Consider the following 18,510-nt stretch of genomic DNA (forward strand, 5'->3'; position numbering starts at 1 on the left):
ACGAGGTCAAGCCGCAGGTCCACACGTGGACGTTCCCCGACGGCAAGGTCCTGATCGTGCTGTCCGAGGGGCGTCTGCTGAACCTGGGCAATGCGACGGGTCACCCGTCGTTCGTGATGTCCAACTCCTTCGCGGACCAGACCCTGGCCCAGATCGAGCTGTTCACGAAGCAGGAGGAGTACCCGACCGATGTCTACGTGCTTCCCAAGCACCTGGACGAGAAGGTCGCGCGTCTCCACCTGGACGCGCTGGGCGTGAAGCTCACGACGCTCCGCCCCGAGCAGGCGTCGTACATCGGCGTCGAGGTCGAAGGCCCCTACAAGCCGGACCACTACCGCTACTGACCGAACCCAGTAGGAGGAGCAGGTGTACGAGATCACGGAGGAGAACAGCAGGCCAACGGACGAGCTGAAGGGCCCCTGCCCTTCCACCCCGCCCCTGCGGCTCGCCGGAATCGACGAGGACGAACAGTGGGAACCGCACCTCGTACGCGGCATCGACTGACGTACCAGACCGGCGATACCAGACCGGCGATACCAGACCGGCGGCTCGGTGGCGGCCATTCTCCACTGGGCCCCGAGCGGGCCTTGGGAGTCTGTGGAGGACGTCGCGAGGGAGGACGTCGCGAGCGAAGGGGCAAAAGGGGACATCCATGAAACGGTTGCTGAAGGGCGGCCGGCGGGTGCTGGCGGACTATCTCGTACGACGGCTCTGGCTGTCCCTGGTGGCCTTCGGCGCCGCGCACGATCCCTTCGTGCACCACGCCGGGAACCACGGGAACGAGGGGGACGACGCGCCGCCGCGGCAGCAGCCCGGAGGACCGGCGCCCGCCCACCCCGAGCGCCTGCGCGAGGACGTACCGCTCTCCGACGAGGAGCTGCGGATCCTGCACGAGCTGTGGCCGGCGTGCTACGCCGAACACCGGCCCTCCGACGGGCAGATGACGGCGGATGACAGTGGATGACAGTGGATGACGGCGGATGACGGCGGATGAGGTGCCGGCCGAGGTCGGCACCTGCCCGGACCGGCGTCAGACGGTCGTGACGACCTCGTCGAGGCCGAGGCGCGGGGCACGCTCGCCCCAGGCACCGGCGCCCGGCCTGCCGATGTTGACGACCAGCAGCGGAGTGTGGTCGTCGTCGAGGAACTCCGCCTGCACGCCCGGGTAGTCAAAGCCGTTCATCGGCCCGGCGGCAAGGCCGGCCGCGCGGACGCCGATGATGAAGTACGCGGCCTGCAGGACGCCGCTGAGCTGCGCCGACCGCTCGCGGACCGGACGCTCGGCGAAGAACACGTCCTTGGCCTGCGGGAAGTGCGGCAACAGCCTGGGCAGCTCCTCGTGGAACTCGTTGTCCGTGGACAGGATCGCCGTCAGCGGGGCGGCGGCGGTCTTGTCCTGGTTGGGCGGGGCCATGTGCTTGACCAGGCGCTCGCGGGCCTCGGGGGAGCGGACCAGGGTGATGCGCAGCGGCGACTGGTTGAAGGCGGTCGGGCCGTACTTCACCAGGTCGTAGATGGCCTGGATCTGCTCGTCGGTCACCGGCTCGTCGGTGAAGGTGTTCGGGGTGCGGGCCTCGCGGAACAGCAGGTCCTGGGCCGCGGGGTCAAGAGCGAGGGACATGGGGCGCAACCTTTTCGATGACTCGATGACTCACTGGTTCGATGACTCGATGGTTCGATCAGAGGGGTCGGTCGTTTCCGCGGCGGCCCGAGGCCGCCCCGTCACCACTCGACCAGGGCGAAACTCGCGGCCATGCCACCGCCGAAGCCGGCCATGAGGATCAGCTCGCCCGGACGGATGCCGTCCGCGCGGACGGCCGCGTCCAGGGTGATCGGGATGGAGGCGGCTCCCGTGTTGCCGTACTGCGTCACCGTGCGGTGCATGGTGGCGTGCGGCAGGCCCAGGTCCGTGAAGAGCTCGTCGAGCATGACGCCGTTGGCCTGGTGCGGGATGAAGTGGTCGATGTCGGTGGCCTCGACGCCGGCCTCGTGGAGGAATCCCTTGACCAGCTGCGGCAGTTGCTCCACGACGAAGCGGCGCACCTCTCGCCCGTCCATCGCGAAGTACTGCAGCCCGGCGTCCAGGCCTGCCTGGTCCAGGGGCTGCCGGCTGCCGCCCGCGGGCACCTGGATCAGGTCCGAGAGCTCGCCGAAGGTCTGCAGGGCGACATGCCGCACGACCGGGCCGCTGGTGGTCGGGCCGAGGACCATCGCGCCGGCCCCGTCGCCGAACAGGATCACCGTCTTGCGGTCGGCCGGGTTCAGGATGCGCGAATACACGTCCGCGCCGATGACCAGGGCGTAGCCGCCCCGGCGCAGGATGACGCTGCCGACCGCGGAGAGCGCGAACACCGTGCCGGAACAGACCGCGTTGACATCGAACGCCGCCGCGCCGGACGCGCCGAGGTTCTGCTGGACATAGGCCGCCGTCGGAGGCTGCGGCCGGTCCGGCGTGGACGTGGCGACCGCGATCACCGAAAGCTGCTCGGCGGTGATGCCGGCCGCCTTCATCGCCTCCCGGGCCGCGGCCGTGGCCAGGTCCGACGTGGCCTCGTCCAACTCGGCCCAGCGACGCTCGCGGATCGCGGTCTTGCGGGTGATCCAGGCGTCGTCGACTCCGGCCGGCGCACCGACCTCGTCGTTCGAGACGATGCGCTGCGGCACATAGGCACCCGTACCGAGGATCCTGACGTCTCGTATGGGGCTACCCGAACCGAGGATCGCTGAGTGACCCATGCGGATGCCCTCCCCTCACATGGTCGGTGAATGGCTGTGCGACCGCGGGTGCGGCCTGGAGGGGCCCGTACGCGGGCGGCCGCTGGGAGAGGCCGCCCGCGTACGGGCCCGAAAGGCGCTTCGACGTGACGTGACGTGCCGGTGCGCGTCTAGCGCTTCTCGTAGACGCGCTTGTGGCCGCCGATCCCGGCCAGCCGGTACGGGCCCGTGGTCTGCGCCGGGTTGGTGTGCTCGCCGCCGTCGGCCGGCAGTTTGTGCTGGTGCAGGGAGCGGTAGTCGGCGTAGTCGACGGGCTTGCGCCGGTTGATCGCCTCGTGGTTCTCCTCGGTGCGCAGGTGCTTCTGGTACCCGGCTACGACGGTCCCCGCGAAGAACTCGGCGACGGACCCGGAGCCGTAGCTGAGGAAGCCGATGGACCGGCCGGTGAGGTCGTCGGCCTGGTCGAGCAGCGCGGCGAGGCCGAGGTAGATCGACGCGGTGTAGCTGTTGCCGATCACCCTGTTGTACGCGGTGGTCTGCCCGAGGGCGGCCTCGATGGCGCTCTGGTCGGTGTCGTAGCCGTTGAAGTTCAGCAGGTGCCGGTGGGCCTTGTACGCCATCTTCGTGAACGGCTGGTGGTAGCAGAACGCGGCGAACTCCTCCATCGAGCGGCCGCCCTGCTCCTGGTAGTCCTTCCACGTGCCCTCGACGGCCTGCAGGTAGGCGTTGATGGACTCCTGCCCGTCGACCAGCGCCTCGTCCCGGTAGTTCGGCCGCCAGAAGTCCATGACGTCGGCGGTGAACAGGCCGGACGGGTCCTCGATGCGCACCAGCGCGGGGTTCACGCTGACCAGCATGGCCACCGCCGCAGCACCCTGCGTGGCCTCGCCCGGGCTGTCCAGTTCGTACTTCGACACGTCGCTGGCGATCACCAGGACCTGCTGCGCGGGGTCGCGCTGGACCAGGCCGATGGCGAACTGCAGGGCCGCGGTCGCGCCGTAGCAGGCCTGCTTCAGCTCGACGACCCGGGTGGCCGACGAGAGCCCGATCAGCGAATGGACGTAGATACCGCCCGCCTTGGCCTGGTCGATCGACGACTCGGTCGCGAAGACGACCGTACGGATCCGGTCGGTGCCGTGCCGGGCGATGATCGGCGCGGCCGCCGCGGCACCCAGGGTGACGATGTCCTCGTCGGCGGCGGGCACGCTCATCGACTCCTGGCCGATGCCCGCGTGGTACTTGCCGATCTCGGTGCCGTTGTACTCGGCGAGCGCGGTGTGCGGCAGAACGAACTCAGTTGTCGCGAACGACAGATCGTGGATTCCTATGGAAATGGACATGCCCTATGCACCAACCTTTGCGGAGTTGTTGTCGCGTTCCAGCTGGACGTGCGCACGCATGAGTTCGCCGGGGTTCGTCTGCGCCGCGAGCAGGGAGAGTTCACCGCACAGCACGGTCGACGCGGCGATGACGGCGAGCCGGCGGGCGTTCTCCCCGGGCTCCCGGTCGTCCCGGCAGCCGAGCCGGGTCAGGTTCGTCTCCACGAAGCCGAGGCCCTTGCCGTTGCCGACCGTGCCCACGATCAGGTTCGGCAGGGTGCAGGCGAAGTACAGGTCGCCGTCGCGGTCCTCGGCCAGCACGACGCCCTGGGAGCCCTCGACGATGTTGGCCGCGTCCTGGCCGGTCGCCAGATAGAACCCGAGCAGCATGTTCGCGAAGTGGGCGTTGGCCGAGCGGATGCCGCCGGCGAGCAGGGTGCCGAGCATGTTCTTGCGGATGTTCAGCTCGACGACCTTGGCGGCCGTCGTGTGCAGGACGTTCTCGACCACGTCGCGCGGTATGAGCAGCTCGGTGACGACGTTCTTGCCGCGGCCGAGGATGCCGTTGATCGCGGTGGCCTTCTTGTCCGTGCAGTAGTTGCCGGAGATCGAGCCGTAGGAGATGCCCGGGATTGTCTTCAGCAGGTGCCCCAGGAGCGCGTCCGAGGCGAGGGTGGCCATGTTGTGGCCGGAGGCGTCGCCGGTGGAGAACTCGAAGCGGATGAACAGCAGGTGGGCGTTGATCTCGTGCCGGATGTTGATCAGCTGGGCGAACCTGCTGCAGCCGCGCACCACTTCGCGCAGCTCGTCGATGCGCGCGTGGATGTCCTGCGCGGCCGTGTACGCGGTCTGCGCGTCGGTCGCCTCGACAAGCACCGAACGCGTCATGCGCTCATCCACGAGGGTGGCGACGATGCCCTTCTCGGCCAGCATGGAGACCTTCGCGCCCCGGCCCACCGACGGCCACAGCGGCGACTCGTAGGTGGCCAGCGGCACGTGGATCTCGGTCTCGGCTACGTTCCCGGAAATGCGAAGGGGTCCCACCCAGCGCATCGGGACCCCGGCTATGGCGTGCGTGTCGGTCATCGTGTGCTTCCCGTCGTCTCGCGGAAGGTCTCGGTGGAGCTGGAACGCCGGGCGAGCGGGCCCGTCTCGATGCCCCGGTCGGCGCAGAAGGTCCGCAGCGAGCCGTGGATCAGCAGATCGCAGTTGCGCAGGTCGGCGGGGGTGCGGGCGCCGAGCATCGTCTGCAGCGCCGCCAACTGGTCGAGCCAGGTGGTGAGCTGGGCGACCAGCGCGTCCACGCCGCCGTCGAGCAGGGTGCGCAGGAATCCGCCGGACGCGCCGACGCCGCGGGCACCGAGCGCCAGGGCGCGGGCGACGTCGAGCGGGGAGCGGACGCCGCCGGAGGCGAGCAGGGGCAGGTCGACGCCCTGCGCGTCCAGCAGACAGGCGGGGGCGGACTGGCCCCAGCCGTGCAGGAAGTCGTACTCGCCCAGCTCCCGGCGGCCGTTCTCGATCCGGGCGAAGTCCGTGCCGCCGCGGCCGCTGACGTCGGCCACGGCCACCCCGAGGTCCTTCAGCGCCAGGACGGTCTGCCGGCTGAGGCCGTTGCCGACCTCCTTGACGATCACGGGGATGTCGACGGCCGCCGCGATCTTCTCGATCTGGCCGGGCCAGGAGGCGAACGACCGGTCGCCCTCCGGCATCGCCGTCTCCTGCGCGGTGTTGATGTGGATCTGCAGGGCGTTGGCCTGGATGAGGTCGATGGCGCGCCATACGTTGTCGACCGTCGCGTTCGCGTTGACGTTGCCGATGACGAACCCGTCCGGGTTCTGCTCGCGCAGCACGCTGAACGTGCCGGCGCACGAGGGGTCCTTGAAGTAGGCGTTCATGGATCCCGAGGCGATCGGCACCCCGGTCTCCCGGGCGGCGATGGCCAGGTCCCGGTTGATGACACCGGTCTTGACGCTGCCGCCCGTCATCGCGTTGATGTAGAGCGGCACCGGCCAGGAGATACCGGCGAAGGCCGTGGCCAGGGACACGTCCGGGCGGTCGATGCCGGCCAGGGCGTGGTGGACGAACGACACCTCTTCGAACTGGTTGATCCCGCGGAGTGTGTCCTGCTGCTCGATGGCGAGCCGGACATGGTCGTCCTTGCGTGAAGCGCTCATTCCTCGATCCCTTCCAGGGCGGGACGAATGGGCAGGGGTAACACCCCGGCCGTGGCCCACCGTTGCCGTACGTGAGAGATGTCGCCGGACGCCTTGGCGTCCAGCAGGGCGATACCGCAGTCACCGCCCCCTGCCCCGGAGGGCTTGGCCGCGCCGCCGACGGCCTCGGCGGCAGCGCAGAGCCGCGTCAGTTTGGTGGTGAAGATGCCGAGCCCGACCTCGTCGTCCAGGCGGGCCAACTCGTGGCGGGCCGCGCGGATCTGGTCGAGCAGCCCCTGCCGGTCGCCGGCTTCGAAGGCGGTGACCGCGGCGCGTACCAGGCCGTTGCTGGTCTCGACGAACTTCTGGTGCGATGCGCTGCCCCGCCAGGTCTTGCGGTGCAGGTCGGACACGAGGGACGCGGTGGACGCGGGTTCTCCGGTCCAGCCGACCTCCAGGGACAGGCCGTCGGGCGCGGGCAGCCTGCGTACCTCGTGCCCCGGCCAGGGTGCGCCGATCGTCCGGTCGACGCCGACGCGCCGGGCCAGGTCGAGCACGAAGGCCCGGTCGGGCGCCTGGTAGGCGATCCAGCCGCCCCAGGTGCTCGCGGCGAGGTCGCCGCCGGAGCCCTTGGGGTCGATCCGCGCCGTGGCGAGCAGGGCGAGGCGGTAGCGTTCGTCGGCCGAGAGCTCGAGTCCGCCGAAGGCGGCCACGGCGTCGACGGCCGCCACGGTCACCGCGCCGCTGGAGCCGAGACCGTACTTCCTGCCGTTGTCGTGGAGCCCGCTGCTGACCGAGACGCCCAGCGCGGGCAGGGGCAGTCCGCGTTCGGTGAGCAGCCCGCCCACGGTCTCGATCGCCGACACCACATGGGCAAGGGCGCCGCGCACCCGCCCCTCCTCGTCCGCGCCGCACAGGACGAGCCGGCCCTCGTGCCAGCGCCAGGGCACGTCCTGCGGGCCGAGGTCGGTGGAGATCATCACGGCGGCACCGTCGGAGCCGGCGTCGGTGTCGATGCCGGACACCGTGACGGTGATGTAGCGGTCGACGGCCACCAGGATCGCCGGGTTGCCCGGATCCACCACCGCGTACTCACCCGCGACGAACAGCTTGCCCGCCGCGCGGCGCACCACCGTGCGTTGCGGCGGCGGCCTCATCGTCCGCCCTCGTCTCGTCCGCCCTCGTCGAGCAGCCGGGCCCCGGGCCCCGGACCCGCGACGAGCACCGTGCCGTCGGGGACCGCGTCGCGGACGGCATCGGCCACCCGCTCGGCGTCCGCGCGGCGGCACAGCACCTTCACGTTGGGACCGGCGTCCATCGTGGCGTAGGCCGGGACCGCGTCCTTCCTGAGCTGGAGGACGCGGTCGAGCACGGTGACCGAGGCCGGCGACAGGTAGCGCACGGCGGGCCGCGCCGCCAGCATCGTCGCGTGCATGCCGAGCGCGTTGCGCTCGGCGATCTCGCCGACCGCCTCGAGGTCGCCGCGGCCGAGCGCCGCCCGCATGTCCGTCAGGTCGTCCTTGCTGGAGGCGGCCCAAGGCCGGTACAGCGGCGAGGTGTCGACGGTGCGGCGCATGGCCTCCCGGCTGGAGACGTCCTTGGGCCCGGCGTTGACCACGGCGATGACCAGTGCCGGGTCGATGTCCGCCGTGGGCACCGGCTCGGCGTGGGAGGCGAGGTCCGCCTCCGCGTCCGTGGCGTCCGCGGGGCCCGCGTACCAGGTGGCGAAGCCGCCGAAGACGGACCGCGAGGCCGACCCGGAGCCGCGCCGCGCGAGGCGGGACAGCGCGGTGGCGTCGAGGTCGAGTCCGTACGCGGCCGCCGCGGCGACGGCGAGTGCGGCGAACCCGCTGGCGGAGGAGGCGAGGCCCGCCCCGGTGGGCACCGTGTTGCGGGTGTCGACGACGGCCCGGAGCGGCAGCCCGGACAACTCCCGCACCAGGTCAAGGAAGGCGGTGATGCGGCGGCCCGCCTCGCCGGTGGCGACCTCGCCGTTGAGCGTCACCTCGTCGTGCCCGGCGTCGGGGTCGATCCGGACCCGGGTGGTCGTCGGGAAGACGTCCAGGGTCATGGACAGGCTGTCGGTCCAGGGCACGATCAGGCGTTCGTCGCGCTTGCCCCAGTACTTGACCAGGGCGATGTTCGGGTGCGCGACCGCGGTGGCGGTGTCCTGCTCCAACGGCCGCAGCACGGTGGTCGGTTGGTCACGGCGCATGGTTGTCGAGCCCCTTCAGCGGTACGACCCAGGTCTGTACGGCGCCTGCCTCGTGCAGTCGCCGGGTGACTTCCCGGGCCCGCTCCGGCGGGGCCAGGGCGATCATGCAGCCGCCGAGACCACCGCCGGTGATCTTGGCGCCGGTGCCGCCGGCCTGGAGTGCGGCGTCGACCAGCGCGTCGATGCGGTCGGTGCTCAGACGGGCCGCGCGCAGCAGCGCGTGATACTCCGTCATCAGCGTGCCGAGTTCTTCCGGTTTGCCGTCGGCGAGGGCCTGGCGGCCCCCCTCGGTCAGCTCCGCCGCCCGGTCCACGAATCTCTCCTGCGCTCCGGGGTGCCGGCCGAAGCCGTCCCGCAGCAGCCCGACGGCCTCCTTGGTGCTGCCCAGCTCGCCGCTGTCGGCGACGATGAACAACCCGTCGCAGCCGAGCTTGAGTTCCTGGGCCCGGCCCGCCTGGAACAGCAGCGGGCGCAAGGCGCCGACGGCCATGGCGTCGACGCCGCTTGCCTTGCCGTGCGCCATGTTCTCGGACGTCTGCACCAGGTCGAACGCGGCGTCCTCGGTCAGTTCGCGGCCGTAGAGGTCGGCGAAGGCGAAGGCGATCGCGCGCGAGCTGGCCGCACTGGAGCCGAGGCCCCGGCCGTGCGGGATCGCACCGTCGAGGATCACGTCGAGGTGCGGGTTCCCGGTCACGCCCATCCGCGCCTTGAACTCCTCGGTCAGCCGGTGCAGACCGTCGGAGGCCTGGGTGACCAGCGCCCGCGAGGGGGAACCGGTCATCGTGTACGACAGGTTGCCCTGGCTGTCGGAGGGGTGCGGGGACCATCCGGCGCTGGCCGTGACCGTGAGCTGCGGAATCGGCAGAGCGAGCGCCGGAGCCCCGTAGACGACCGCGTGCTCCCCCAGGAGGATGGCCTTCGCATGCGCACGGCCGATGCCGACAGAGCGGGACCGGTCGATTTCTGATTCCCCCTCCGCTGAGGTCCGTAGAGTCAACGCACTCAGCTCCCTATGTCTTTTTTGCATGGAGATCCCATGGCCGAATGGCAGGACGTTCGGACGCGGCTGTGGGTACGCCTCGCTCCGGCGAAGGCATCCGTGCTTCAGGAAATCGTCTGCCCTGCGCAGAGAGGCGGGCGCGATACGCGATCCACGGCCATGCGGCAATTTTTGGGCAGGCTAGACGTGGGTAGATAGTGACACGGGTTCGATCCGACGCCAACACTGCACCGAAGTGACGTGGCTCACTTTGCGCACAGGGGATCAAGCAATGCGCTGGAAGGCAAATTCGAGTGGGACCCCAGTGGAATTCGAGCAGATGCTGATTGCATTCCGAGAGGAGCGCGGGCAAGCGTGGGGACGCGGCCTCGAATTGGGGCATAAACCGGCGCGGCTGCGGCTGCCGACGGCAGCCGCAGCGGGCGGTACGGGTACTTCGGGCGCCGGTCAGTGACGGCGCTGCAGGGCGATCTCCGTGAGCTCCTCGATGTCGAACTGCGAGCGGCGGTGCGGCGCCCCGTAGCGCGTGATCTTCCCGCGGCTCACCCACTTGCGGATCGTCGCTTCGGACACCCCCACGGCGAGTGCGGCCACGTTGGTGGGGACGAGCCGGTGGCTCGGTGGCTTGATCATGCGTGTACACCCTTTCGCTGCCGCTCCATGAGCTTCCGGAGACTCAGCCACTCGCACACCTCCCATGAATGTCCCGACGAGCAGGTGATGCTGCTGCGTCCGGCGCCCGCGCCGCGCGGGGCGGGGACGCTGATCGTCCCCGGGCAGTTGTCCACGATGCACTGTCCGATGTGCGTGCGGAGCTGATCGGGCTCGGGGTCTATGGTCTGGCGCAGTTCGGCGACGAGAACCTCGAGTTCGTCCGCGAGCTCGACCGCCGGATGCTGTCCTGTGAGCCACTCCAGGTGCAGCGTGAGAAATCGCGCCAAGGAAGGCACTGTACGCGGCGGGGCGGTGGTTCCGAGCTTTTCCACGACCATTCCCGACCAGGACTCGAGAATGGTGAGAACGTTGTGGCGGGCGTCGAGCACCGAGATATCCAGGTGGTCCCTGGTGCGGCTTCCCGACACTTTGGTCGGGTTCGTTCGCCGGCCCGTCGGTGACACCTGGTGCAGGCATTCCTGGTGGAGTCCCGGGAGTGCGCGCAGGTTGCGTTCCACTCTCCTGACGCAGGGAATGCAGAGGACGGACCCGGCGGCGGCGCGGCTTTCCTGGACGTGGTTCCTAGGGCATGGCTGAGACTTCATCGATGCTCCTTCACGAGGCGTCTCGGCCCCGCGCCCGCTGTACATCACTTGGGTATCCCGTGCCGGTTGCGGCAGTTGCTCGGTGCTCCGGTCCAATGAGGTTGCTCGCCGACCCCGGGCGAACAGTCCCATTACCCGACGAGCGGCTCGAGTCCCGATACAGCCTCGTTCGGGGGCCTGGTGCCGGAACAGTCCCGCGCCGCTGTTCCAGGCCGCTTCCACCGGGAACCGAGCCCTGATTGAGCGCCTGCACCGACGGTGGCCGGAGGAAGGAGGAACTGTGAACGGTACGCACGGAGGGGAACGCGCAGCAAGCGTCAGACTCCCCGCACGGCCGGTCGTGTTGACGGCCGCTCAGTTTCCCCCGGGTGAGGCCTTTCCCCCCGGAGACCCAGGCACCCGCGCATCCGTCGCATCGGCGGGGAACGGCACCGGGGCGCACCTGGAGGTGTGTCTCGTCGGCGCCGGACCCCGGGGGCTTTCCGTACTCGAACGGCTCTGCGCGCAGGAACGGAAGTCGCCTCGCTGGGACACCCTCACCGTGCATGTCGTCGACCCGGACCCGCCGGGTTCGGGACGGGTGTGGCGCCCAACCCAGTCGAGGCACCTGCTGATGAACACCGTCGCCTCCCAGGTGACGGTGTACACCGACGCCAGCGTCCGCATCGACGGCCCGCTGGAGGAGGGGCCGAGCCTGTACGAGTGGGCCAAGGCCCTGGAGTCGGGCGCCCTGGAGACCGGCATCGAGGACGGCTACGGCGACGAGGTCCTCGCCGAGGCGCACGCCCTGGGCCCCGACACCTATCCCACCCGCGCTCTCTACGGCTCCTATCTGACCTGGGCGTTCCAGCGGGTCGTCGCGAACGCCGCCGCGCATGTGACGGTGCGCACCCACGCGGTGCGGGCCGTCGCGCTCGAGAACGCCGACGCCGCCGCCGGACCCGCGGGGGCGCAGTGCGTCACCCTCGAGGACGGCACCCGGCTGACCGGCCTCTCCGCGGTCGTCCTCGCCCAGGGCCACGTCCCGGCCCGGCCCTCCGACACCGAGCGGCAGCTGACCCCCTTCGCCGCCCGGCACGGGCTGACGTACATCCCGCCCGCCAACCCGGCGGACGTGGACCTGTCGTCCGTACGGCCGGGCCAGAACGTGCTGCTGCGCGGGCTCGGGCTCAACTTCTTCGACTACATGGCGCTGTTCACCCACGGCCGGGGCGGCGTCTTCACCCGCGTCGACGGCCGCCTGGTCTACCGGCCTTCGGGCCGCGAGCCGCGCCTGTACGCCGGATCGCGGCGCGGCGTGCCGTACCAGGCGCGCGGCGAGAACGAGAAGGGCGCCCACGGACGCTACTTCCCGCGGCTGCTGACCGCCGAGTACATCGCGTCGCTGCGCGCCCGCGACCTGCGCGGCGGAGCCATCGACTTCGCCGCCGACCTGTGGCCGCTCATCTCCAAGGAGGTGTGCGCCGTCTACTACACGGCCCTGCTCACCGAGCGCGGCGAACCCGCCCCGGTCACACAGGAGTTCGGCGATCGGTATCTGCACTGGGAGCCCGGCCCCGCCGAGGACCGGCTGCTCGACGAGGCCGGGATCGAGACGGCAGTGCGCTGGGACTGGGAACGGGTCGCCCGCCCCTACGGCAGCCGGGTCTTCGACGACCTGGCCGCCTTCCGCGGCTGGCTGCGCGGCCATCTGGACGACGACGTCCGGCTGGCCCGCGAGGGCAACGTCAGCGGACCGGTCAAGGCCGCGCTCGACGTCCTGCGGGACCTGCGCAACGAGCTGCGGCTCGCCGTCGACCACGCCGGCCTGACCGCCGCATCCCACCGCGACGACCTCGACCGCTGGTACACACCGCTCAACGCCTACCTGTCCATCGGCCCGCCCGCCTCCCGCATCGAGGAGATGACCGCGCTCATCGACGCCGGCATCCTCGACGTCACCGGACCCGACCTGCGCGTCGGCACCAGCACCCACGGCCCGGACGGCCCCTGCTTCACCGGCACATCCGGCGCGATACCCGACGTACGCATCCGGGCCACGGCCCTCATCGAGGCCCGGCTGCCCGAGATCGACCTGCGGCGCACCGCCGACCCGCTGATGAACCAACTGCTGCGCACCGGACAGTGCCGTCCGTACCGCATTCCCGGCGGGGACGGCGCGGGCGAAGCGGACTACGAGACCGGAGGTCTCGCCGTGTCAGATCGGCCGTATCACCTGCTCGACGCGAAGGGCTCACCGCATCCGCGGCGCTTCGCCTACGGGGTGCCCACCGAGTCCGTGCACTGGGTGACCGCCGCGGGCATCAGGCCCGGCGTCGGCTCGGTCACCCTCGAGGACTCCGACGCCGTCGCGGCGGCGGCCCTCTCCCTGCCCGAACTGCCGGCGTCCTCGGACCCATTGGAAGCCATCCCCATGGACCGCACGGCCTCCACCGCGGTCGCGGTCACGAAAGCGAAGGGCCCAGGCCCATGACCTCTTTACACGAATCCCCGCAGACAACAACCCTTCCCGCCCATCTGGACGCCGGTCTCCTGTCACCGGTCCGGGCGGGCACCCCCGCCGAGGCAGCCGTAGGCGACAACGCCTGGCTGCAGGCGATGCTCGATGCGGAGGCCGCCCTGGCCCGCGCCCAGGCCCGCTGTGGCACGGTGCCCGCACAAGCGGCCGCGGCCATCACGGCCGCCGCCCACGCGGACCTGCTGGATCTACGCGAACTGGCGCTGGCCGCACGTGAGACCGCAAACCCGGTCGTCGGCCTGGTCAAGGCCCTGACGGCGGTGGTCGCGGAGCGTTCTCCCGAGGCCGCCGAGTATGTGCACCGCGGCTCCACCAGCCAGGACGTCTTCGACACCGGCGCCATGCTGGTGGCCGCCCGCGCGCTGCGCCTGATCGTCGCGGACCTGCGGTCCGTCGCCGACGACCTGGGCGAGCTCGCGGCCACGCACCGGGACACCGTGATGGCGGGCCGCACCCTGGCCCTGCACGCCGTCCCCACGACCTTCGGGCTCAAGGCCGCCGGCTGGCGCCGTCTCGTCCTGGACGCGGCCGAGCGCCTCGAGCGGATCGCCGACGGCGGGCTCCCCGTCGCGCTCGGCGGTGCGGCGGGCACCCTGGCCGGCTATCTGCAGTACGCGGGGGAGGGCGCCGAACCGGCGGCCGTGCTCGACGAACTGGGCGCCGCCTTCGCCGCCGAGACGGGCCTGGCCGTGCCCGTGCTGCCCTGGCACGCGCTGCGCACCCCGGTCGCCGACCTGGGCGCCGCCCTGGCCCATACGACCGGCGCCCTCGGCAAGATGGCCGCGGACGTGCTGGTGCTCACCCGTACCGAGATCGGCGAAGTGGCCGAGCCCTCGGTCGCCGGGCGGGGCGCATCCTCGGCGATGCCGCACAAGCGCAACCCCGTGCTCGCCACCCTGATCCGCTCCGCTGCCCTGCAAGTGCCCGCTCTGGCCGCGGTACTGCTGCAGTGTCTGCCCACCGAGGACGAGCGCTCGGCCGGGGTCTGGCACGCCGAGTGGCAGCCGCTGCGCGAGGCCCTGCGGCTCGCCGGCGGCGCCGCGCACACGGCCGTCGAGCTCGCGCGGGGGCTCACCGTGCACCCGGAGCGGATGCGGGCCAACCTCGGGGCGACCGGCGGGCAGCTGGTGTCCGAGCGGGTCTCGGCCGTCCTCGCGCCGCGCATCGGCAAGACGGCCGCCAAGGAGCTGCTGACCCAGGCCTCGCTGCTTGCCACCACGACGGGGCGTCCACTGGAGCTCGTACTGGCCGAACTCCCGGAACTGGCAGGGGTGTTGACCCGTGGCGAGGCGGCCGCCCTGCTCGACCCGGACGGCTACACCGGGCTCGCGGGCCCCCTGGTCGACCGGGCCATCGGCACACCGGACAGGGCGCGTCCGGTGGAGCCGTGACGACGCGGCGCGCACCCGTCGCGGCACCCGTCGCGGCACCCACCGCGGCACGTGCCACGACGGGTGCCGCTGCGGGCCCGCGCGCCGGTTCTCGAGAACTCCTCGGGGCCTGCTCGAGCGCCTCTTGAAGTCGCCTTTCCGTTTGGCCGAACTCCTGCGCGAGGCACCGCCTCTTTGCGCATGATTCAAGCTCAACGGACAGAGAGGGTGGGGGGTTTGACTCTGGACGCGCAGGTCGGCGGCGGGCACGGCCATGCCGTGGTCATCGGCTCGAGTTTCGCCGGGCTCACCGCGGCACGGGCCCTGGCCAACTTCATGGACCGGGTCACCGTCGTCGAGCGCGACTGGGTGCCCCGCGGCGCCGGGCGGCGCCGGGGCGTGCCCCAGGCGCGGCACACCCACACCCTGACGACCGCCGCCCTGCAGGGACTTGAGGAGCTGTTCCCCGGCATAGGCCAGGACCTGGTCGGAGACGGCGCGGTCCGCGTACGGATGCCCCAGGACATGCTGCTGCTCGGGCCCGGCGGCTGGCTCCCCCGGACCGGCTCGGACCTGTCGATGCTGAGCGCGGGCCGCGATCTGATCGACTCGGTGATACGCGACCGGCTGCGCGCCGACCCCCGGGTGTCCTTCCTGCCCGAGCACGAGGCGATCGCGCTGGAGCCCGGCCGCAACGACACCGTCACCGGCGTCTGGGTCCGCGGCAGGGACCGCAAGGCGCAGGGCGGCTGGAGCGAGCGGCGGCTGATATCGGCCGACTTCGTGGTGGACGCCACCGGACGCGGCTCGCGCGCGCCCCAGTGGCTCGCCGAACTCGGCTACGCGCCGCCGAAGGAGACGGTGTCCGAGCCCGGCACCGCCGTCGCCACCGCTCTGTACGCGCCGCCCATCGGCCATGTGGCCGACTGGAAGAGCCTGTTGCTGATGCCCGCGCCCGGCCACCCGGCGCAGGGCATGCTCCACCCCGTCGAGGGCGGCCGCTGGTCGGTGTCGATCCGCACCGGCGACGGCAGCCGCCCGCCCGCCGACCACGCGGGCCTGCTGGCCGCCGCCGACACTCTGCGCAACCCGCTGCTGCACGACGTCCTCAAGGCCGCCACTCCGCTCGGCCCCGTCTACACCGGCCCGCCCGCCCAGAACCGCTGGCGCCACTACGAGAAGCTGCGCCGCTGGCCCGACCAGTTCCTCGTCGTCGGCGACGCCTACGTCGCCTTCGACCCGCTCCACGGCCAGGGCATGTCCGCCGCGGTGAGCTGCGCACTGGTCCTCGAGCACCTGATGGTCAGCCACGGCACGGCGGTCGGCCTCGGCTACCGGTTACGCCGGGCCATCGCCCACCGCCTGGCCCCCCTCTGGCAGACCAGCTCCCTCGCACTGCTCGCCGCGCAGGGCTGCCGGGACCCGCGGGCCGGCCTGCGCGCCCGGCTCAGCGGGCGCTACGCGGCCCGGATCGCGGCCGCCGCGACCACCGACCCGTCCGCGGCGGCACTGCTCCTCGACATGCTGCACGCGACGGCCGCGCCCGCCGCGGCGCTGCGTCCCGCGGTGCTGCGCGCCGCGCTGCGCGGCCCGCGCGGCCCGGTCTCCGAGGCCCCGCCCAGCACCACCCACGGCCCCGCCGCGCGCCGCCGCCGCTCCGTCGCCCCGGACCGTCCCGCCATCGGGGTCGCCACCGGATCCGCCCGCTGGCGGCCCACCGACGGCTCCTCCGCCCAGTGGCCGGCCGCGGCCCCCGTCGGCGACCGGCAGCGGCCCTGAAACACCACGCTCCCGAAACACGCGGCAAGCCATATGCGACAAGGCCTACCCGGCCGTGCGGCAAAGAGTGCTCGGGCCTACGCTGCACACATGACAAAAGCAGATCAACTGGAGTCTGCGGGCGTCGACTTGCCCAGCGTGTTTCTCAATCGCACACGCAACGAGTCCGCAAAACCAGCCCAGTTGAGACAGAACAAGATAAAGCCCCGACCTCGTCGCTTGAAAGCCGCTCAAGAATCGCTTGAGTTGGGCCTGGATTTAGGCTCAAAGCCGGTTGTGGAGCCGCATCGCGCGTCGATAGCGTTCCAGCTGCTCGAAGGCACGGGCCTGCTTGCGCCGCGGCAGGCCACACCGACCACCGACACCATGTCGGCTGAATCGGATGTGCCGGTGACTGTCAAGCGGCGAGGGGAGGGTGCGCGGGTATGAGCACGACCGAAACGGCGCCGCCGGGTGCCCGCACCGAGGTACCTAAGGGCGAGCGGATAGCCGACTGGGCGGACGGGCGCCTCGGGATCTACAACTTCCGGTTCATGATCCGGAAGGTCTTTCCCGAGCACTGGTCCTTCATGTTCGGCGAGATTGCGCTCTACAGCTTCGTCGTGCTGCTCCTTACGGGGACCTGGCTCACGTTCTTCTTCGAGCCGAGCATGGCCGAGACCATCTACAACGGGCCGTACACACCGCTAAAGGGCGTCCAGATGTCGAAGGCCTTCGCCTCGACGACGGAAATCAGCCTCGAGATCCGCGGTGGCCTGCTGATCCGCCAGCTGCACCACTGGGCAGCCCTGACCATGATCGCCGCGCTGTGCTGCCACACGCTGCGGCATTTCCTCACCGGTTCGTTCCGCAAGCCGCGCGAGGCCAACTGGCTGATCGGCTTCACGATGCTGGTGCTGGTGACCCTCGAGGGCTTCTTCGGGTACGGGCTCCCCGACGACCTGCTCTCCGGCACCGGTCTGCGCATCACCTCGGGCATCACGCTCGCCATCCCGGTGGTCGGCACGTATGCGCACATGCTGCTGTTCGGCAGCGAGTTCCCGGGTGAGGACATAGTCTCGCGGATCTATCCCGTGCACATCCTGCTGATCCCAGGGCTGGTGGCCATCCTGCTTCTCGTCCACCTGATCCTGGTCTTCTACCACAAGCACACCCAGTTCCGGGGCCCTGGCCGCACCGAGAACAACGTCGTCGGCGAGCCGCTGTTCCCGAACTACACGGCCAAGGCCGGTGGCTTCTTCTTCCTGGTCTTCGGTGTGCTGACGCTGATGGCGGCCGTCGCGCAGATCAACCCGGTGTGGAAGTACGGTCCCTATCGCGCCGACCAGATCTCCCAGGGATCCCAGCCGGACTGGTACATGGGCTTCCTCGAAGGCGCCCTACGGGCCATGCCCGCCTGGGAGTTCGTCCTGCCGGGCGGCTACACCGTCAACATGGGGATCGTGATCCCCGCCGTCATCCTGCCCACGGTGATGATGGCCGTGATCGCTCTCTGGCCGTTCCTGGAGGCCTGGGTCACCGGGGACAAACGCGAGCACCACCTCCTGGACCGGCCGCGCGACCACCCCACGCGGACCGCGTTCGGCATCGCGTTCGTCGCGCTCTACCTGCTGCTGTTCTTCGGCGGCGCCAACGACATCCTGGCCGAGCGCTTCCATCTGTCCGTGAACACGATCACCTGGACGATGCGGATCGGATTCTTCCTCGTCCCGGCGCTGACGTACATCATCACCAGGCGGATCTGCCTGGGCCTGCTGCGGCGGGATCACGACAAGATCCTGCACGGCCGCGAGACCGGGAAGATCGTGCGGCTGCCGCACGGCGAGTTCGTCGAGGTGCACGAGCGCCTCGAGCGCGGGAAGGAGTACGCGCTGCTGGCCAGGGCGTCCTACAAGCCGCTGCCGGAGCCGGCCGCCGTGGACGGCGACGGCGTGCCCAATCCCAAGGCCCGCAAGGAAGTGCTGCGCTACAAGCTCAGCCGCTGGCTGTACGGCGGACAGCTCGAGAAGCCGACCGCGCAGGAGATGCGGCAGGCCCTGGAGCACTTCGAGCACGGTTCCCACGGCGAACTGGAGAACGGCGCGAAGCAGCACTCCCTCGAGAAGCGGGAGCCCGACGACCAGGAAGTGCACTGATCTGGAAGTGCGCTGACCAGGAAGCGCACTGACGCAAGCACGCAACG

18 protein-coding genes are annotated in these 18,510 nt (G+C 70.8%); 8 read left to right on the forward strand and 10 right to left on the reverse strand.

What is annotated here, in order from left to right; genetic code table 11:
- The 3 genes from E2651_RS09500 to E2651_RS09505 form a co-directional block, all read left to right on the forward strand.
- Positions 1–344: adenosylhomocysteinase (locus E2651_RS09500; protein ID WP_167828745.1), on the forward strand; the 344-nt coding region annotated here is incomplete at its 5' end.
- A 22-nt stretch (positions 345–366) separates the two neighbouring features.
- Positions 367–504 carry a hypothetical protein gene (locus tag E2651_RS43870; protein WP_167828746.1) on the forward strand — a complete coding sequence of 46 codons (138 nt, stop codon included), beginning with the start codon at positions 367–369 and terminating at the stop codon, positions 502–504.
- Positions 505–652: 148 nt separating this feature from the next.
- Positions 653–964, forward strand: a complete 312-nt coding sequence (locus E2651_RS09505) for a DUF6059 family protein (RefSeq protein WP_135330603.1) — start codon at positions 653–655, stop codon at positions 962–964.
- 66 nt (positions 965–1,030) lie between these two features.
- Here E2651_RS09505 and E2651_RS09510 read toward each other — a convergent pair whose 3' ends face one another.
- The 10 genes from E2651_RS09510 to E2651_RS45170 form a co-directional block, all read right to left on the reverse strand.
- The gene (locus E2651_RS09510; RefSeq protein WP_135330604.1) at positions 1,031–1,621 is read right to left on the reverse strand and encodes a malonic semialdehyde reductase; all 591 of its coding nucleotides are present in this window, start codon (positions 1,619–1,621) and stop codon (positions 1,031–1,033) included.
- A gap of 101 nt (positions 1,622–1,722) precedes the next feature.
- Positions 1,723–2,736 (reverse strand): ketoacyl-ACP synthase III, encoded by a 1,014-nt coding sequence (locus tag E2651_RS09515; protein ID WP_135330605.1) that lies wholly within the window; start codon positions 2,734–2,736, stop codon positions 1,723–1,725.
- Positions 2,737–2,885: 149 nt separating this feature from the next.
- Entirely contained in the window at positions 2,886–4,055 is a 1,170-nt protein-coding gene (locus E2651_RS09520; protein ID WP_135330606.1) for a hydroxymethylglutaryl-CoA synthase, read from the reverse strand.
- A gap of 3 nt (positions 4,056–4,058) precedes the next feature.
- Complete coding sequence (locus E2651_RS09525) at positions 4,059–5,120, reverse strand: hydroxymethylglutaryl-CoA reductase (protein WP_135330607.1); 1,062 nt, start codon at positions 5,118–5,120, stop codon at positions 4,059–4,061.
- A complete protein-coding gene (gene fni, locus E2651_RS09530; RefSeq protein ID WP_135330608.1) occupies positions 5,117–6,208 on the reverse strand; it encodes a type 2 isopentenyl-diphosphate Delta-isomerase in 1,092 nt (363 codons plus the stop codon). The genes E2651_RS09525 and fni overlap by 4 nt, the downstream gene beginning before the upstream one ends.
- Positions 6,205–7,344 carry a phosphomevalonate kinase gene (locus tag E2651_RS09535; RefSeq protein ID WP_135330609.1) on the reverse strand — a complete coding sequence of 380 codons (1,140 nt, stop codon included), beginning with the start codon at positions 7,342–7,344 and terminating at the stop codon, positions 6,205–6,207. Before E2651_RS09535 ends, fni begins: the two co-directional genes overlap by 4 nt.
- A complete protein-coding gene (gene mvaD, locus E2651_RS09540) occupies positions 7,341–8,402 on the reverse strand; it encodes a diphosphomevalonate decarboxylase (protein ID WP_135330610.1) in 1,062 nt (353 codons plus the stop codon). Before mvaD ends, E2651_RS09535 begins: the two co-directional genes overlap by 4 nt.
- Complete coding sequence (mvk, locus tag E2651_RS09545; protein WP_245238700.1) at positions 8,392–9,399, reverse strand: mevalonate kinase; 1,008 nt, start codon at positions 9,397–9,399, stop codon at positions 8,392–8,394. Before mvk ends, mvaD begins: the two co-directional genes overlap by 11 nt.
- A gap of 450 nt (positions 9,400–9,849) precedes the next feature.
- On the reverse strand, positions 9,850–10,035 hold the full coding sequence (locus tag E2651_RS09550) for a hypothetical protein (RefSeq protein ID WP_135330612.1): 186 nt from the start codon (positions 10,033–10,035) through the stop codon (positions 9,850–9,852).
- Entirely contained in the window at positions 10,032–10,343 is a 312-nt protein-coding gene (locus E2651_RS45170; RefSeq protein WP_245238701.1) for a hypothetical protein, read from the reverse strand. The genes E2651_RS09550 and E2651_RS45170 overlap by 4 nt, the downstream gene beginning before the upstream one ends.
- A gap of 760 nt (positions 10,344–11,103) precedes the next feature.
- On the opposite strand from E2651_RS45170, the gene E2651_RS09560 reads away from it, so the two are divergent.
- The 5 genes from E2651_RS09560 (at position 11,104) to E2651_RS09580 (ending at position 18,463) form a co-directional block, all read left to right on the forward strand.
- Positions 11,104–13,134, forward strand: a complete 2,031-nt coding sequence (locus E2651_RS09560; RefSeq protein WP_245238709.1) for an FAD/NAD(P)-binding protein — start codon at positions 11,104–11,106, stop codon at positions 13,132–13,134.
- A complete protein-coding gene (pcaB, locus tag E2651_RS09565) occupies positions 13,131–14,570 on the forward strand; it encodes a 3-carboxy-cis,cis-muconate cycloisomerase (protein WP_135330615.1) in 1,440 nt (479 codons plus the stop codon). Before E2651_RS09560 ends, pcaB begins: the two co-directional genes overlap by 4 nt.
- 216 nt (positions 14,571–14,786) lie before the next feature.
- A complete protein-coding gene (locus E2651_RS09570) occupies positions 14,787–16,328 on the forward strand; it encodes an NAD(P)-binding protein (RefSeq protein WP_135330616.1) in 1,542 nt (513 codons plus the stop codon).
- Between the two features lie 90 nt (positions 16,329–16,418).
- Positions 16,419–16,757 (forward strand): hypothetical protein, encoded by a 339-nt coding sequence (locus tag E2651_RS09575; RefSeq protein WP_135330617.1) that lies wholly within the window; start codon positions 16,419–16,421, stop codon positions 16,755–16,757.
- The gene (locus E2651_RS09580; protein ID WP_135330618.1) at positions 16,754–18,463 is read left to right on the forward strand and encodes a ubiquinol-cytochrome c reductase cytochrome b subunit; all 1,710 of its coding nucleotides are present in this window, start codon (positions 16,754–16,756) and stop codon (positions 18,461–18,463) included. The genes E2651_RS09575 and E2651_RS09580 overlap by 4 nt, the downstream gene beginning before the upstream one ends.
- Positions 18,464–18,510 lie beyond the last annotated feature (47 nt).

The sequence above is a fragment of the Streptomyces sp. MZ04 genome, assembly GCF_004684775.1.
In the GTDB taxonomy this organism is placed as follows: Bacteria; Actinomycetota; Actinomycetes; order Streptomycetales; family Streptomycetaceae; genus Streptomyces.

Bases quoted from the DNA above. Each gene is read 5' to 3' on its own strand.
- E2651_RS09525 (WP_135330607.1), bottom strand. From the start codon at position 5,120: ATGACCGACACGCACGCCATAGCCGGGGTCCCGATGCGCTGGGTGGGA.
- E2651_RS09505 (WP_135330603.1), top strand. From the start codon at position 653: ATGAAACGGTTGCTGAAGGGCGGCCGGCGGGTGCTGGCGGACTATCTC.
- E2651_RS09535 (WP_135330609.1), bottom strand. From the start codon at position 7,344: ATGAGGCCGCCGCCGCAACGCACGGTGGTGCGCCGCGCGGCGGGCAAG.
- E2651_RS09515 (WP_135330605.1), bottom strand. From the start codon at position 2,736: ATGGGTCACTCAGCGATCCTCGGTTCGGGTAGCCCCATACGAGACGTC.
- E2651_RS09520 (WP_135330606.1), bottom strand. From the start codon at position 4,055: ATGTCCATTTCCATAGGAATCCACGATCTGTCGTTCGCGACAACTGAG.
- E2651_RS09550 (WP_135330612.1), bottom strand. From the start codon at position 10,035: ATGATCAAGCCACCGAGCCACCGGCTCGTCCCCACCAACGTGGCCGCA.
- pcaB (WP_135330615.1), top strand. From the start codon at position 13,131: ATGACCTCTTTACACGAATCCCCGCAGACAACAACCCTTCCCGCCCAT.
- mvaD (WP_135330610.1), bottom strand. From the start codon at position 8,402: ATGCGCCGTGACCAACCGACCACCGTGCTGCGGCCGTTGGAGCAGGAC.
- E2651_RS09575 (WP_135330617.1), top strand. From the start codon at position 16,419: ATGACAAAAGCAGATCAACTGGAGTCTGCGGGCGTCGACTTGCCCAGC.
- E2651_RS09510 (WP_135330604.1), bottom strand. From the start codon at position 1,621: ATGTCCCTCGCTCTTGACCCCGCGGCCCAGGACCTGCTGTTCCGCGAG.
- E2651_RS09580 (WP_135330618.1), top strand. From the start codon at position 16,754: ATGAGCACGACCGAAACGGCGCCGCCGGGTGCCCGCACCGAGGTACCT.
- fni (WP_135330608.1), bottom strand. From the start codon at position 6,208: ATGAGCGCTTCACGCAAGGACGACCATGTCCGGCTCGCCATCGAGCAG.